Annotated in this window: 13 protein-coding genes; 2 read left to right on the top strand and 11 right to left on the bottom strand. The window is 35.1% G+C overall.

All coding sequences use genetic code 11. The features are described 5' to 3' along the window. Positions 1–10 precede the first annotated feature (10 nt). The 11 genes from IF125_RS06590 to mfd form a co-directional block, all read right to left on the bottom strand. A complete protein-coding gene (locus IF125_RS06590; RefSeq protein ID WP_171623762.1) occupies positions 11–529 on the bottom strand; it encodes an NADH-quinone oxidoreductase subunit J family protein in 519 nt (172 codons plus the stop codon). Continuing rightward, positions 529–1,029 (bottom strand): NADH-quinone oxidoreductase subunit NuoI, encoded by a 501-nt coding sequence (nuoI, locus tag IF125_RS06585; protein ID WP_188319504.1) that lies wholly within the window; start codon positions 1,027–1,029, stop codon positions 529–531. Before nuoI ends, IF125_RS06590 begins: the two co-directional genes overlap by 1 nt. 22 nt (positions 1,030–1,051) lie before the next feature. Next, positions 1,052–2,101: an NADH-quinone oxidoreductase subunit NuoH gene (gene nuoH / locus IF125_RS06580; RefSeq protein WP_171623764.1), complete on the bottom strand. Its 1,050-nt coding sequence runs from the start codon at positions 2,099–2,101 to the stop codon at positions 1,052–1,054. A gap of 24 nt (positions 2,102–2,125) precedes the next feature. Beyond that, complete coding sequence (locus IF125_RS06575; protein ID WP_188319503.1) at positions 2,126–3,208, bottom strand: 2Fe-2S iron-sulfur cluster-binding protein; 1,083 nt, start codon at positions 3,206–3,208, stop codon at positions 2,126–2,128. A gap of 7 nt (positions 3,209–3,215) precedes the next feature. Further along, positions 3,216–4,574, bottom strand: coding sequence for an NADH-quinone oxidoreductase subunit NuoF (gene nuoF, locus IF125_RS06570; protein ID WP_225541926.1), 1,359 nt, complete (start codon positions 4,572–4,574; stop codon positions 3,216–3,218). Beyond that, the gene (locus IF125_RS06565) at positions 4,574–5,065 is read right to left on the bottom strand and encodes an NADH-quinone oxidoreductase subunit NuoE family protein (RefSeq protein ID WP_225539105.1); all 492 of its coding nucleotides are present in this window, start codon (positions 5,063–5,065) and stop codon (positions 4,574–4,576) included. Before IF125_RS06565 ends, nuoF begins: the two co-directional genes overlap by 1 nt. A gap of 15 nt (positions 5,066–5,080) precedes the next feature. Beyond that, the gene (locus IF125_RS06560; RefSeq protein WP_225541925.1) at positions 5,081–6,322 is read right to left on the bottom strand and encodes an NADH-quinone oxidoreductase subunit D; all 1,242 of its coding nucleotides are present in this window, start codon (positions 6,320–6,322) and stop codon (positions 5,081–5,083) included. A gap of 2 nt (positions 6,323–6,324) precedes the next feature. After that, positions 6,325–6,864, bottom strand: a complete 540-nt coding sequence (locus tag IF125_RS06555; RefSeq protein WP_188319499.1) for an NADH-quinone oxidoreductase subunit C — start codon at positions 6,862–6,864, stop codon at positions 6,325–6,327. A gap of 9 nt (positions 6,865–6,873) precedes the next feature. Next, positions 6,874–7,446 (bottom strand): NADH-quinone oxidoreductase subunit B, encoded by a 573-nt coding sequence (locus IF125_RS06550; RefSeq protein ID WP_171623770.1) that lies wholly within the window; start codon positions 7,444–7,446, stop codon positions 6,874–6,876. A 29-nt stretch (positions 7,447–7,475) separates the two neighbouring features. Beyond that, positions 7,476–7,841, bottom strand: coding sequence for an NADH-quinone oxidoreductase subunit A (locus IF125_RS06545; protein ID WP_171623771.1), 366 nt, complete (start codon positions 7,839–7,841; stop codon positions 7,476–7,478). A gap of 228 nt (positions 7,842–8,069) precedes the next feature. Continuing rightward, positions 8,070–11,438, bottom strand: coding sequence for a transcription-repair coupling factor (mfd, locus tag IF125_RS06540; RefSeq protein WP_225541924.1), 3,369 nt, complete (start codon positions 11,436–11,438; stop codon positions 8,070–8,072). Between the two features lie 492 nt (positions 11,439–11,930). Between mfd and ilvD the strand changes: the two genes are divergently transcribed. Together ilvD and ilvB are read left to right on the top strand one after the other, a co-directional pair. After that, positions 11,931–13,619 (top strand): dihydroxy-acid dehydratase, encoded by a 1,689-nt coding sequence (gene ilvD, locus IF125_RS06535; protein WP_225541923.1) that lies wholly within the window; start codon positions 11,931–11,933, stop codon positions 13,617–13,619. Further along, complete coding sequence (ilvB, locus tag IF125_RS06530) at positions 13,552–15,312, top strand: biosynthetic-type acetolactate synthase large subunit (protein WP_225541922.1); 1,761 nt, start codon at positions 13,552–13,554, stop codon at positions 15,310–15,312. The genes ilvD and ilvB overlap by 68 nt, the downstream gene beginning before the upstream one ends. Positions 15,313–15,315: the final 3 nt, after the last annotated feature.

Below are 15,315 nucleotides of genomic sequence, written 5' to 3'. Positions count from 1 at the left end.
CTTTTTATATTTAATCCAATAATTCTTCGTCTTTCTTTGATAACATCACTGCTCCAATCATTGCTGAAATAAACAAAATACTGCTCAACTCAAACGGTAAAACATATTCTGAATACAACAATGAACCTAAGTTGTGAATCAATCCTAAATCTCCTGTTCCTAATTCGACAGCTGTTTTTCCTGCTTCTTGATTTTGAGCAAAAATTCCAATTGTTAAAGCAACAAATAACAAGGAGATTAAACTCGCAGCTACTATTTTTGCTGGTCGACCAAAAGATTTTTTCTCACTATTCAAGTTCATTAACATGACCACGAATAAGAACAATACCATAATTGCTCCGGCATAGACAATTACATTTACAACTGCTAAAAACTGAGCGTTTAACAATACATAATGTCCACTGATGCAGAAGAATGTTACGATTAGATATAAAATGGAATGAACAGGATTTTTACTGAACACCATTAGTAGCGCACTTAACACCGTTAAGCTTGACAATACGTAGAATAAAATAATAGGTAATTCCATTAGTTTGTAGCCTTTTTCGGGATTAATAAATCTTCTTTAGAATAGATGAAGTTTTGACGTTTGAAACTTGCTGGTGGGACAGTTTGCGATAAATAAACTGCATCTTTTGGACAAGCTTCTTCACAAAATCCACAGAAAATACAACGTAACATGTTGATTTCATATTTCGCTGCGTATTTTTCTTCGCGGTAAAGATGCTCTTCCCCAGGAAGTCTTTCTGCTGCTTCCATTGTAATCGCTTCTGCTGGACAAGCTAAGGCACAAAGCCCACAAGCCGTACAATTTTCACGATCTTCTTCGTCTCTATTCAAAACGTGTAATCCTCTAAATACAGGACTAAACGGTCTTGTTTTTTCTGGATAACTGATTGTTGCTTTCTTCGAGAAGAAATGCTTCAATGTAATCATCAACCCTTTTGCGATAGCAATCAAATAGATACTTTCCCAAAAAGTAAGGGGTTTACGTTCTACTTGTTTTACTCTATTTGTAATTGGTTTCATATTTTTAATGATTTTGATGATTCTAATTATTTAATAATAAAATCACTAAGCCTGTAATTAACATATTGATTAATGCTAAAGGCAATAATTTTTTCCACCCTAAATCCATTAATTGGTCATATCTGAAACGAGGAATCGTCCAACGTACCCACATATAGAAGAAGATGAAGAAACAAGATTTTGCGAATAATGAAAGGAAATTAAGAATTGCCGTTCCATTCATTCCAATTGCATTTGTTAACGTTGCATCGTCTACAAATGGGATATCGTATCCACCAAAATAGATGGTAGAAATAACCACCGCACTAATAAACATGTTGATATATTCTGCGAATAAGAAGAATCCCATCTTCATCGACGAATACTCTGAGTGATAACCTCCAATTAATTCATTTTCTGCTTCAGGTAAATCGAAAGGTGTACGATTTGTTTCTGCGAACGAACACACCAAGAAAATGATAAATCCTAATGGTTGCAATAGTATAAACCACGCATGTTCTTGTTGATAAAGTACAATATCACTTAGTTTTAACGAACCTGTCATCATCAAAATTGTGATCAACACGATTCCCATTGGTAATTCGTAGGAAATAATCTGCGAAGCTGCACGCAAACCTCCCATCAAAGAGTATTTGTTATTCGATGCCCAAGCACCAATCATAATACCGTATACACCTAAACTCAATACACCTAAGATGTATAAAAACCCAATGTTAACATCCGCAATTTGCGGAACAACCACACGATCTCCGATTTCGAAAGGTGTCGACCATGGAATTACCGCACCTGTCATACAAGCAACAATCATTGCCAAAGATGGACCTAAGATGAATAAAAACTTATTCGAATCTTTTGGTGTGATTTCCTCTTTCGAGAATAATTTTAACCCATCGGCAAGTGGTTGTAATAAACCAAAAATACCTGCGCGGTTTGGTCCAATACGATCTTGTAAAAATGCTGCAACTTTACGTTCAGCCCAAGTAGAATACATGGCAACAACTAATGCAAAACCAATCATTACGCCTACTAAAGCTAACTTTTCTAATGCATCAGCAATAAATTCTTCTGTCATTTTGTTAATTTTATTTACGAATGATTAATCTTTAAAATCTTTACTTGTTGCTGGTCCATCAATTTTAGATAAATCACGATTTGGTTCATTTACTTCAGAAACCGTATGAATATCTAATAAAATCTTTGGATCGCGCTTAATTACTTCTGGAAGTGTTTCTTTTGGTTCCACTTTATTCTCAAAGTAATGGCCTTGACGAATAACAGAATCTTTTGCAACTTCTGATGGTTTTTCAAGCGTCCAATCGTTGATATCTTTTTTATCAAAACGACACGTATTACAAATCCAATCTTTTACTTCGTTAAATTCATCTTTACGAGCTGTTACACGGAAAACTTCATTTCCACGGAACCACACTTGCGCTTTACCAGAACAAGTAGGACAATCGCGATGTGCATCAACTGGATTCAGGAACCACACACGGTTTTTGAAACGGAACGTTTTATCTGTTAATGCGCCAACTGGACAAACATCAATGATATTTCCAATAAATTCGTTATCTAAACTTTTGTTGATATGTGTCGAAATTTCAGCGTGATCTCCACGATTCATTACGCCATGCTCACGACAACCTGTGATTTGATCCGCCGTTTTTACACAACGATAACATAAAATGCATCGGTTCATGTTCAACTGAATGTTTGGACCTAAATCTTCTTTTGGGAATGTACGACGTTCAAATTCGTAACGCGTAGCTTCTGCTCCGTGTTCGTAACTTAAATCTTGTAATTTACATTCTCCTGCCTGATCACACACTGGACAATCTAAAGGGTGATTGATTAATAATAATTCAACAATTCCTTTACGTGCCTCAACAGTACGTTCAGACGTTTTATTGCCTACAACCATTCCGTCCATTACCGTTGTACGACAAGATGGAACCAATTTTGGCATTGGACGAGGATCTGCTTCACTCCCTTTTGATACTTCTACCAAACATGTTCTACAGTTTCCTCCTGTGTTTTCTAATTTACCGTAGTAACACATCGCTGGAGGTGCTACTTCTTTACCTATCATACGAGCGGCTTGAAGGATCGTTGTTCCCGCAGGTACTTCAATCGTTTCGTTATCGATGGTAACTTTAAATAATGGTGTTTCTTCTGCCATCTTCGTATTAATTTGCGGTTTCTTTTATTTCGATTGGATCAGCATAATGTGCTAAACCAAAATTACGCGTCAAACATTCTTCTGGATTGTTAATATGCCATTCGAACTCATCACGGAAGTGACGAATTGCCGCTGCAACAGGCCAAGCCGCTGCATCTCCTAATGGACAAATTGTATTTCCTTCGATTTTACGTTGCACATCCCATAACAATTCGATGTCTGACATTTTACCTTTTCCTTCATCGATTCGTTTCAAGATTTTTTCCATCCAACCTGTTCCTTCGCGACAAGGTGAACATTGTCCACACGATTCGTGACGATAGAAACGAGCTAATGTATAGGTATGATAAACAACATCTTGATCTTCGTCTAACACGATAAATCCTCCAGACCCCATCATTGTTCCTGTTTGGAAACCTCCTTCTGCTAAACTTTCGTAATTCATATAACGAGGTTTACCTTCGGCAGTTCTTAACAATAAGTTTGCAGGAACAATTGGCACAGAACTTCCTCCAGGAATACATGCTTTAAGGCGTTTTCCGTTTGGAATTCCTCCACAATATTCATCTGAATAGATAAATTCTTCAACCGTAATCGTCATATCAATTTCATAAACACCTGGTTTATTAATATTACCACAAGCAGAAATTAATTTTGTTCCTGTAGAACGACCAACTCCGATTTTAGAATAGGCTTCTCCTCCAATTTCAATAATTGGAACTACAGCAGCAATTGTTTCTACATTGTTTACAACCGTTGGTCTTCCCCATAATCCTTTTACAGCTGGGAAAGGAGGTTTTAGACGTGGATTTCCACGTTTACCTTCTAACGATTCTAACAATGCTGTTTCTTCACCACAGATATAAGCTCCACCTCCACGTTGAACATAGATTTCTAAATCGAAACCAGTTCCTTGGATGTTTTTACCTAACCAACCTGCAGCTTTTGCTTCCTCGATTGCTTCTTCTAAAATTTCTGCAACCCACGCATATTCACCACGGATATAAATAAATGATGTATTAGAACCTAAACAGAATGATGAAATCAAAACTCCTTCAATCAATAAATGAGGAATATATTCCATCAAGAAACGGTCTTTGAACGTTCCTGGTTCAGATTCGTCAGCATTTACCACTAAGTGTCTTGGAACTCCTTCTGGCTTTGCCAAAAAGCTCCATTTCATTCCAGTTGGAAAACCTGCTCCACCACGCCCTCTTAAACCAGAAGTTTTTACTTCTTCTAAGATTTCGTCTGTTGTCATTTTAAATGCTTTTTCAGCATTTGCATACCCACCATTTTCGCGGTAAGCTTGGTAATGACGAATACCTGGAACATCAATATTTTTTAACAGTAATTTTTGTCCCATTATGCTAATTTTTTCAATTCCTCTAATAATTCGTCCACTTTCTCGATCGTTAAATTCTCACGATAAGTTTTTCCTAACTGCATCATTGGTGCATACCCACATGCTCCTAAACATTCGGCTGGTTTTAGGGTAAATAGCCCATCTGCCGAAGTTCCACCAGCTTCTATATTTAATTTAGTTTTGATATGTTCGATAATTTTGTCCGAACCTCTTAACATACAAGGTCCTGTTTGACAAACTTCTAACACATATTTCCCAACAGGATTTAAATTAAACATCGAGTAAAACGAAGCTACTTCATATACTTCTACTGGTAAAATATTCAATACTTCTGCTACATAATCTAAATGAGGTGTGTCTAACCAACCACCAAATTCAGCTTGCGCGACATGAAGTAAAGGTATCAAGGCACTTTGTTTTTTATCTGCTGGATAACGTGCAATGATTTTATCTACTTTTTGTTGTGTTTCTTCTGAAAATTGAACTGCCATTTTTAATAATTTTTATTAAGCATCTAATTCTCCAGCGATCAAATTAAGACTACTCATTGTGATGATAGCATCAGAAATCATAGAACCTTGAATTAATTCTGGATAAGCTTGATAATAAATGAAACATGGTCTACGGAAATGTAAACGATAAGGTGAACGACCACCATCCGAAACAAAATAATAACCCAATTCGCCATTTGCAGCTTCTATCGAATTATAAATTTCTCCTTTAGGCATATCTACCTCTCCCATAATAATTTTGAAGTGATAGATTAACGCTTCCATTTTTGTGTATACATCTTTCTTAAGTGGTAAATAGAAATCTGGAGCATCGGCATGGTATTTTGTAGCTTCTTCACCTTCTAACGCATCAATCTTTGCAATTGCTTGTTTGATAATGCTTAAACTTTGCCACATTTCTTGACCACGAACTAAGAATCTATCGTAACAATCTCCCGTTGTACCAACTGGAATATCGAATTCGAATTCTTCGTAACGTGAATAAGGTTTTGCTACACGAAGATCATAATCTACACCAGCCGCACGTAAATTTGGTCCTGTGAAACCATAATTTAATGCACGCTCAGCAGAAATTCCTCCTACTCCTTGTGTACGATCCATAAAAATTCGGTTACGTAAAAATAAGTTCTCAAACTCTGTTAAGACATCTGGAAATTCTTTTACGAAACGATGGATTTTTTTCCAAGCAGTTTCAGAAAAATCACGTTCAAAACCTCCAATACGACCAATATTTGTTGTTAAACGAGAACCACAAATTTCTTCGTAAATCTCATAAATTAACTCACGGTATTTCATCATATAAAGGAATCCTGTAAATGCTCCTGTATCAACTCCCATAATCGAATTACATACGATATGATCTGCAATACGAGCCAATTCCATGATGATGACACGTAAATAAGAAACGCGTTTTGGAACTTCAATTCCAACAAATTTCTCAACTGTCATGTGCCAACCCAAGTTATTCAACGGTGCCGAACAATAGTTCAAACGGTCTGTTAAAGGTGTAATTTGGTACAATGGTCTACGTTCAGCAATCTTCTCAAAAGCACGGTGAATATACCCAACTGTAGAAACCGCCGATTTGATGATTTCACCATCAATCTCTAAAATATTTTGAAATACCCCATGTGTTGCAGGATGCGTAGGTCCTAAGTTTAAGGTTATTGTGCTTTTTTCTAAAGAACCGTCTGGAAGATCAAGATGTTTATTTGTTTTAGTTTTCTCTTTTCCCATGGTTAATTTGCTTTTACATTAAAACCTCCATAATTGAAATCTCCTCCACGACCAAACATCTCATCGTCTTTATCTTTACGCGTCTGATCCTCTAATGGGAATTCTTTGCGTAAAGGGAAATAATCCATTTCTGGAACGTTCATTACACGAATTAAATTTGGATGCCCAACGAAATCAATTCCGAAAAAGTCATACGCTTCACGTTCTAACCAATTTGCTGTTTCGAATAATTTAGTTGCTGTAAAAATCGAAGGTTTTTCGATTGGTAAAGCAAATTTTAAACGAACCTCAACATTCTCGTACATATTATAGACTAAATAAGTTACAACTAATTCTTCTCCAACATTATTTGGATAATGAATCGCCGTTAAATCTTTCAAGAATTTAAATGCTAATAGCTCTTCGTCGTATAAATATTGAAGAATTTTCAGATTGAAATCTTTGTTTGCATGAATTGTCAAAACACCAAAGTGTTCTTCGTATCCAACGATGTTTTCTTGAAACTTTTGAACCAAACGGTCTTTTATAAATGAATTGTCCATTATTTCGACTTATTTAATTCCATAACTTGTTAAAAGTTGCTGATATTCATCGCTACTTCTACGACGAACGCTTTCTGACTCTACCAATTCTTGAATACGCATTACGCCATCAATAATTGCTTCTGGACGAGGTGGACAACCTGGCACATAAACATCTACAGGAATTACTTCATCAATCCCTTGTAAAACCGAATATGTATCGAAAATACCACCTGAGCTTGCACAAGCTCCAACTGCAATAACCCAACGAGGTTCTGCCATTTGGATATAAACTTGCTTCAGAACTGGAGCCATTTTCTTAGAAATTGTACCCATTACCATCAACAAATCGCACTGACGTGGCGTAAAAGCCAAACGTTCAGATCCAAAACGTGCCAAATCGTATGTCGAACCCATTGTCGCCATAAACTCGATTCCGCAACAACTTGTCGCAAATGGTAAAGGCCAAATTGAGTTTTTACGGGCTAATCCAACTACTTTTGATAATTGCATCGCCATAAAACCCTCACCTTCAAAACCACCTGGAGACTCAACGATCTTCACGTTGGTATTGTGTGTTACTGGTCTTTTATTATGAATCATTATACTATTATTTTAGATTTTAAAATGCTCTATTTTTCCCAGTTTAGAGCTCCTTTTTTGCGTACATATAAGTACATCACGAAGAATAATCCAACGAATGTTGCAACTGCTGCAAATCCTTCCCAACCTAATTCTTTAAAATTCGCTGCATAAGGGTAAAAGAAAATTACCTCTACATCGAACAACACGAATAAAATCGCAACTAAGAAATACTTAATGGCAAATGGCTGTCTTGCATTTCCTACTTTTTCTATTCCTGACTCGAAATTCTCTAACTTTTCATCTGTCTTTCTCGAAGGTCCAAGCAAATGTGTTGCAATGATAGTTCCCGCTACGAATGCAAAAGCAACGACAAAAAGAATGAGGATAGGAATATAACTTGATGCTGTGTCCATAACTACTTTACTGTTTTTCCAACTAATATTTTATCGATAAAAATAATAATAAATTACCATATTATTTATGATTATTAGTTTACAATGAGTTGCGATTCTTAATATGATAAATATAATACAATTTATCTATATCGGTACTTAAGTTTATTCCACTAAAAAAGGAGAACTAACAACTTGGTTAATTCTCCTTGCATATTTTACTAGATTACTAATTAAAACTAAAAAATGTTAATGAATTAATAAATTTTGTAGACTTTGTAAGGCTTCATGCACGTTTTGTATGTGTTCAAATCGCAGTAATAATGTTGGATATTCTTCTCCTTTTTTAGGTGATTTTTCCTTAAAACTGATATTTTTAGGGTTATTTTGAACGTTATTTAAAATTATTCTAAATTCATCTGATTGATAAAACTCGCTTTGTGGTTTATTAATAAAATAAGCCAAAAGCACGCCTTTTTTCATGACCAATCGTTCGAAACCTAATTTTTTACTAATCCATTTCAATTGAATAGATTCTAATAAATTTTCAGCTTCAACAGGTAATTGACCAAAACGATCAATCAAATTGTTTTTAAACGTTTCTAACTCATTTTCAGTCTCAATATCAGCTAATTCCTTGTACAACAATAAACGTTCTTCAGAACTTTCTATATATTCATCTGGGAACATAATTTGCAAATCCGAATCAATCTGCACATCCGAAACATAGGATTTTACTTCTCCCGTTTTTTGATCTTCGAACAAATCTTTGAAATCCGTTTCTTTTAATTCTTCAATGGCTTCATTTAAGATTTTTTGATACGTTTCGAAACCAATATCCATCATAAATCCAGTTTGTTCTGCACCTAATAGATTTCCTGCACCACGTATCTCTAAATCTTTCATCGCGATATTAAATCCAGAACCTAAATCTGAAAACTGTTCAATTGCTTGCAAACGTTTACGAGCCTCATCGGTTAAAACAGACAACGGAGGTGCAACCAAATAGCAAAATGCTTTGCGGTTACTACGCCCTACACGACCACGCATTTGATGCAAATCGGCTAAACCGAAGTTTTGCGCATCATTGATTAAAATTGTATTGGCATTCGGAACATCCAATCCCGATTCGATAATCGTTGTGGAAACAAAAACATCGTAACGTCCATCAATAAAATCGAGTAAAACAGCTTCTAATTCTTTCCCTTCCATTTGCCCATGTCCAGTAGCAACACGCGCATCAGGAACTAAACGTTGTACCATTCCAGCAATATCTTTTAACGATTGCACACGATTGTGAATGATATAAACCTGTCCACCTCGTTGCATTTCGTACATAATTGCATCACGAAAAACCTCTTCGTTAAATCCTACCAATTGCGTATCGACTGGTTGACGGTTTGGTGGTGGCGTTTTAATCACTGATAAATCACGCGCAGCCATCAACGAAAACTGAAGCGTACGAGGGATTGGTGTAGCCGTTAACGTCAATGTATCAATATTTTCGCGAAGTGTTTTTAATTTATCTTTTACTCCAACACCAAATTTATGTTCTTCATCAACAACCAATAAACCTAAATCTTTGTATTCGATTTTTGGATTAACCAATTGATGCGTACCAATCACAATATCCACTTGACCAGACTTTAAGCCATCTAAAACGGTCTTTTTCTTCGCTCCTGTAACAAATCGATTAAGATAAGCGACCTTAACAGGTAAATCTCTCAAACGTTCTGAAAACGTCTTAAAATGCTGAAAAGCTAAAATTGTTGTTGGTACTAAAACTGCAACTTGCTTTCCATCTACAGCAGCTTTCATTGCTGCTCGAATCGCTACTTCCGTTTTCCCGAAACCAACATCACCACAAACCAAACGATCCATCGGACGCTCCGATTCCATATCAGCTTTTACATCTTGCGTTGCTTTATATTGATCGGGTGTATCTTCATAAATAAAAGAAGCTTCCAATTCATTTTGCAAATACGTGTCGGGTGAATACGAAAATCCTTTTCTTGCACGCCGTTTAGCGTATAATTTGATTAAATCAAAAGCAATTTCTTTGACCTTTGCTTTTGTTTTATTCTTCAAATTTTTCCAAGCAGGCGAACCTAATTTTGAAATTTTTGGTTCTTGTCCATCTTTCCCTCGAAACTTGGCAATTTTATGCAACGAATGAATGTTGACATACAAAATATCATTGTTTTGATAGATCAATTTGATCGATTCTTGCATAACACCATTGTTATTTAAACGTACTAATCCAGCAAATTTTCCAATTCCATAATCGATATGCGTCACGAAATCACCCACTTGCAACGAATTGATTTCTTTAAGCGTGATGGCTTCTTTTTTCGAAAATGAATTACGAAGATTGAATTTATGATAACGTCCAAAAATTTGGTGATCCGTATAACACGTTAATTTGATTTCTTCATCGATGAAACCTTGATAAATAGATCCTAAAACTGGAATATACGACACTTCTTTTCCGATATCATCAAAAATTTCTTCGAAACGTTTGATTTGATTCTCGTTCGAACAAATCAGTGCATTTTTAAAACCTTCCGCTTTATGTTCATTCAAATCATCTATCAATAATTCGAATTGTTTATTAAAACTTGGTTGTGGCTTAAAAGGTGATTCAATTTCTTCAATTGTTTCGAAATAAGATTTCATCGAACATTCGATCACTCCAAATGTTGAAATTTGTTGAAGAAAACCATTTTCATTCAAAAATAATTGATTCGGTTCAGCTTGTTTAATCTCACCTTTCAGTTCTGAGAAAGCAGCTTCGGCTTGTTCAAAATTCCGATTGATTTGTTTTGCTAAAACTGAAATGTTTTTAGCGATAATCAAACTATCTTTTGGTATATATTCTAAAAAACTTTCGCGTTTTTCATTGATTGATTTACTTTCAAGATTCGGAATAATCGTAATTTCTTTTGTTGTCGCAATTGACAATTGATTTTCAATATCAAATGTTCTGATTGTTTCAACTTCATCTCCAAACAACGAAATACGATATGGATGTTCGTTGGAAAACGAAAAAACATCTATAATCCCTCCACGAATCGAAAATTCACCTGGTTCGGAGACAAAATCTACTCGGTGAAAATTATAAGACGCTAATATTTCTGTCAAAAAATCAATCCCTAAATCATTTCCAACTTTTACTTTTAAGGTATTTGTTGTCAATGCTTTTTTCGTCACCACTTTTTCGGACAAGGCTTCTGCGTAGGTCACAATAATTTTTGGTCGCTTTGAATGCGAAAGCACATTTAATACTTCTGTGCGTATGACCACATTTGCATTGTTCACTTCCTCTATCTCGTAAGGACGTTTATAAGAAGAAGGAAAAAATAGAATTTGTTCTTTATCAAATAAAGTTTCTAAATCATTCAGTACATAAGCTGCCTCTTCTTTGTCATCAAAAATTAGAATGGTTGGACGAGCAACGCGATCATATAAATGTCCCGTTAGGATGCTTAATCCAGAACCTAAAAATCCTTTGATGTTAACTTTATGATGTAGATTATTTTTAAAATTGACAATAAGCTTCTGTACGAAATCTGAAGAATCGTATAAGCTAAAAACGTTGTGAATAGTTTTCTGTTCCAAAGTTTTGTAAATATAAAATTATATAAACTTATTTTTAAATAATCTTCAAAAAAAGCAATATTATAATGCGAATTTATAATTAATGAATTTTTTTCGGAAAGTTTATAAAAAAAGTTGAGCTAAGTTAAAAAATTTAATCTTAGCTTTGATTCATCAAAAATAAAAAATGAAATTAGTTCACAACATTATCAACTTGATTATTTTAGTCATTCTTATTCCAAGGAGTGGTAATTAGTTGTGTACATACGAAATAACTAAAAAAGCCACTTCTTAACGAAGTGGCTTTTTAGTTTAAACAATTTTAGAAAAATAGATACAAAACAGCATTATGCAACATTCATTTGTCATTATCATCATTATTATTTTGGTCTTAATCTTACGATTAGGAAAGGTGGTGTTATGACAAATTTTTAAACGATTTTTTTATGAGCCACCTTATTACAAGGTGGCTTTTTTATGATTTTAAATGAACACATTAACAAATACACAACAATGAACAATTCGCAAGCACTTAACAAACACAGCCGAACCGTTACACAAGACGACACTTTACCTGCGTCGCAAGCTATGTTACATGGGATTGGCCTAACTAACGAAGACTTAAAAAAACCTTTAATCGGTATTGCAAGTATGGGGTACGATGGCAACACTTGTAATATGCACTTGAACCAGTTTGCGCAATTGGTACAAGATGGAATGAAGGATGAAGATTTGATTGGATTAAAATTTAATACAATCGGAATTAGTGATGGAATCACAAACGGAACCTCAGGAATGCGTTACTCTTTGGTAAGTAGAGAAGTTATTGCAGATTCTATAGAAGCCGTTTGTGCGGCACACTTTTACGATGGTGTAATTACAATTCCAGGTTGTGATAAAAATATGCCAGGATCAATCATGGCAATGGGAAGATTAAACCGTCCATCTATTATGGTTTATGGAGGAACAATTGCTGCTGGACATTACAAAGAAGAAGAATTAAACATCGTTTCTGCATTTGAAGCTTTAGGGAAAAAATTAAATGGAAAAATTGATGATAATGATTTTTGTGGAATTATTCAGAATGCTTGTCCTGGTCCTGGTGCTTGTGGCGGAATGTATACTGCGAACACAATGGCTGCTGCAATCGAAGCTTTAGGCATGAGTTTACCTTATTCTTCATCCTATCCTGCGTTAAGTCAAGAGAAAAAAAATGAATGCTTGACCGCAGGAAAATTTTTAAAAAATCTCTTAGAAAAAGATATCAAACCAAGTGATATCATCACAAAAAATGCTTTAGAAAACGCGATAAAAGTAATTGTAGTTTTAGGAGGCAGTACAAATGCTGTACTTCATTTATTAGCAATTGCAGCTACAATGGATATTGAATTATCATTAGATGATATACAAGCTATTAATGATAAAACACCTGTTTTAGCAGACTTGAAACCAAGTGGAAAATACTTGATGGAACATTTAAGTAAAATTGGTGGAATTCCGGCTGTGATGAAATATATGCTAAAAGAAAATCTGATTGACGGAAGTTGTTTAACTGTAACCGGAAAAACAATAGCAGAAAATTTAGAAAATATAGAAGAATTGGATTTCTCTAAGCAAAAAATTATTCTTCCATTAGAACAGCCTATCAAAGAAACAGGGCATTTACAAATGTTGTACGGAAACTTAGCTCCAAAAGGCTCTGTTTCAAAAATATCCGGTAAAGAAGGATTTTATTTTAAAGGAAATGCACAAGTTTTCAACAGTGAAGTAGAAGTTTTAAAAGCAATCGAAGAGTTACAAATAAAAGAAGGAAGTGTAATTGTGATTCGCAACGAAGGTCCTAAAGGTGGACCAGGAATGCCCGAAATGTTGAAACCAACTTCAGCCATTATTGGTGCAGGATTAGGAGATAAAGTTGCGTTAATTACAGATGGTCGATTTAGTGGCGGAACGCATGGTTTTGTCGTCGGTCATATTACACCAGAAGCTTTCGAAGGAGGCCCTATCGCTTTGGTAGAAAACAATGACCTCATCGAAATTGACATCAATAAAAAACAACTGAATTTATTGGTGGATGAAAAAACTTTAGCTGAACGAAAAAACAATTGGAAACAACCTACATTAAAAGTAAAAAATGGAATCTTATACAAATACGCAAAACAAGTTAGAAACGCTTCAGAAGGATGTCTTACTGACAGATAATAAAAATCAAACATCAGGTTCTCAAGCTATTATAAACGCTTTATTATGTGAAGGAGTTACAACCGTTTTTGGATATCCTGGTGGAGCAATTATGCCTATATATGATGCTTTGTATGATTACAAAGATCAATTAGAGCACATTTTAGTTCGTCATGAACAAGGTGGTATTCATGCTGCTCAAGGTTATGCAAGAACTTCAGGAAAAGTAGGTGTAGCCTTTGCTACAAGTGGTCCTGGAGCAACAAATTTAGTAACCGGAATAGCAGATGCCATGATTGATAGTAATCCTATTGTTTGTATTACAGGACAAGTTTACGCTTCTCTTTTAGGAACAGATGCATTTCAAGAAACAGATGTCATTAATATTACGAATCCGATTACCAAATGGAATTATCAAATTACAGATGCAGCAGAAATTAATGATGTATTAGCAAAAGCATTTCATATTGCTCGATCTGGAAGACCAGGACCTGTATTGATTGATATTACAAAAAATGCTCAAATTCAACTTATCGAGAAGAGAAAATATGAACAATGCACGCATGTTCGTAGTTATAGACCAGAACCAGAGATAAGATCTAAATATATTTATGCTGCTGCAGAAATCATTAATCAAGCAAAGAAACCATTTGCAATAATTGGTCAAGGAATTATTCTTGGAAAAGCAGAGCAAGAATTAAAGGATTTCTTAGAGAAATCTGGAATTCCCGTCGCAACAACTTTAATGGGACTTAGTGCTTTAGATACAGATCACCCACAATATGTTGGTTTATTAGGGATGCATGGTAATTATGCGCCTAATGTTAAAACAAATGATTGTGATGTCTTAATTGCTATAGGGATGAGGTTTGACGACCGTGTAACGGGACGTTTAGACAAATATGCAAAGCAAGCGAAAGTCATTCATCTTGATATTGATCCAGCAGAAATTGGTAAAAATGTAAAGATTACAGTACCTGTTTGGGGCAATTGTAAAAAAACACTTCCGCTATTAACAAATTTGATTCATCAAAAAGAACATCCTGATTGGTTAAGAGAATTTAGAGATCTCGAAAAAGAAGAACATAAAGAAGTCATTCAAAAAGAATTTTATCCAACATCAGATGTCATGTCTATGGCTGAAGTCATTAACACTTTAAATGAATTAACGCATGGACAAGCTGTAATTGTCACAGACGTTGGACAACATCAAATGTCCGCTTGTCGTTATGCCAAATTTAAAGATTCTAAACTCATGGTTACATCAGGCGGATTAGGAACGATGGGCTTTGGACTGCCTGCAGCAATTGGAGCATGGTATGGAGCACCGGAAAAAGATGTCGTCATGGTTTGTGGAGATGGTGGTTTCCAAATGACTTTACAAGAAATGGGAACTATTATGCAATTCGGAGCAAAAGTGAAAATGCTAATTCTCAACAATAGTTTCTTAGGAATGGTTCGCCAATGGCAGGAATTATTCAACGACAAACGTTATTCTTTCGTCGATATCACGAGCCCAGATTTTGTTGCTCTTGCAAAAGCATACGAAATAGAAGGTCAAAAAATAGATCAAAGAAATGAGTTGAAAAAGGCATTAAAAGAAATGTTAGAGCATGACGGCTCTTATCTATTGGAAGTAGTCGTAGGAAAAGAAAACAATATATTTCCTATGGTAGAACAAGGCACAAGCGTTTCTGAAATAAGATTAAAATAAATG

This window comes from Empedobacter stercoris (genome assembly GCF_020281205.1).
Lineage (GTDB): Bacteria > Bacteroidota > Bacteroidia > Flavobacteriales > Weeksellaceae > Empedobacter > Empedobacter stercoris.
Note: the sequence above shows the minus strand (reverse complement) of the source record. Positions and strands in the feature narration are given on the sequence as shown.

Bases quoted from the DNA above. Each gene is read 5' to 3' on its own strand.
- IF125_RS06590 (WP_171623762.1), bottom strand. From the start codon at position 529: ATGGAATTACCTATTATTTTATTCTACGTATTGTCAAGCTTAACGGTG.
- nuoI (WP_188319504.1), bottom strand. From the start codon at position 1,029: ATGAAACCAATTACAAATAGAGTAAAACAAGTAGAACGTAAACCCCTT.
- nuoH (WP_171623764.1), bottom strand. From the start codon at position 2,101: ATGACAGAAGAATTTATTGCTGATGCATTAGAAAAGTTAGCTTTAGTA.
- IF125_RS06575 (WP_188319503.1), bottom strand. From the start codon at position 3,208: ATGGCAGAAGAAACACCATTATTTAAAGTTACCATCGATAACGAAACG.
- nuoF (WP_225541926.1), bottom strand. From the start codon at position 4,574: ATGGGACAAAAATTACTGTTAAAAAATATTGATGTTCCAGGTATTCGT.
- IF125_RS06565 (WP_225539105.1), bottom strand. From the start codon at position 5,065: ATGGCAGTTCAATTTTCAGAAGAAACACAACAAAAAGTAGATAAAATC.
- IF125_RS06560 (WP_225541925.1), bottom strand. From the start codon at position 6,322: ATGGGAAAAGAGAAAACTAAAACAAATAAACATCTTGATCTTCCAGAC.
- IF125_RS06555 (WP_188319499.1), bottom strand. From the start codon at position 6,864: ATGGACAATTCATTTATAAAAGACCGTTTGGTTCAAAAGTTTCAAGAA.
- IF125_RS06550 (WP_171623770.1), bottom strand. From the start codon at position 7,446: ATGATTCATAATAAAAGACCAGTAACACACAATACCAACGTGAAGATC.
- IF125_RS06545 (WP_171623771.1), bottom strand. From the start codon at position 7,841: ATGGACACAGCATCAAGTTATATTCCTATCCTCATTCTTTTTGTCGTT.
- ilvD (WP_225541923.1), top strand. From the start codon at position 11,931: ATGAACAATTCGCAAGCACTTAACAAACACAGCCGAACCGTTACACAA.
- ilvB (WP_225541922.1), top strand. From the start codon at position 13,552: ATGGAATCTTATACAAATACGCAAAACAAGTTAGAAACGCTTCAGAAG.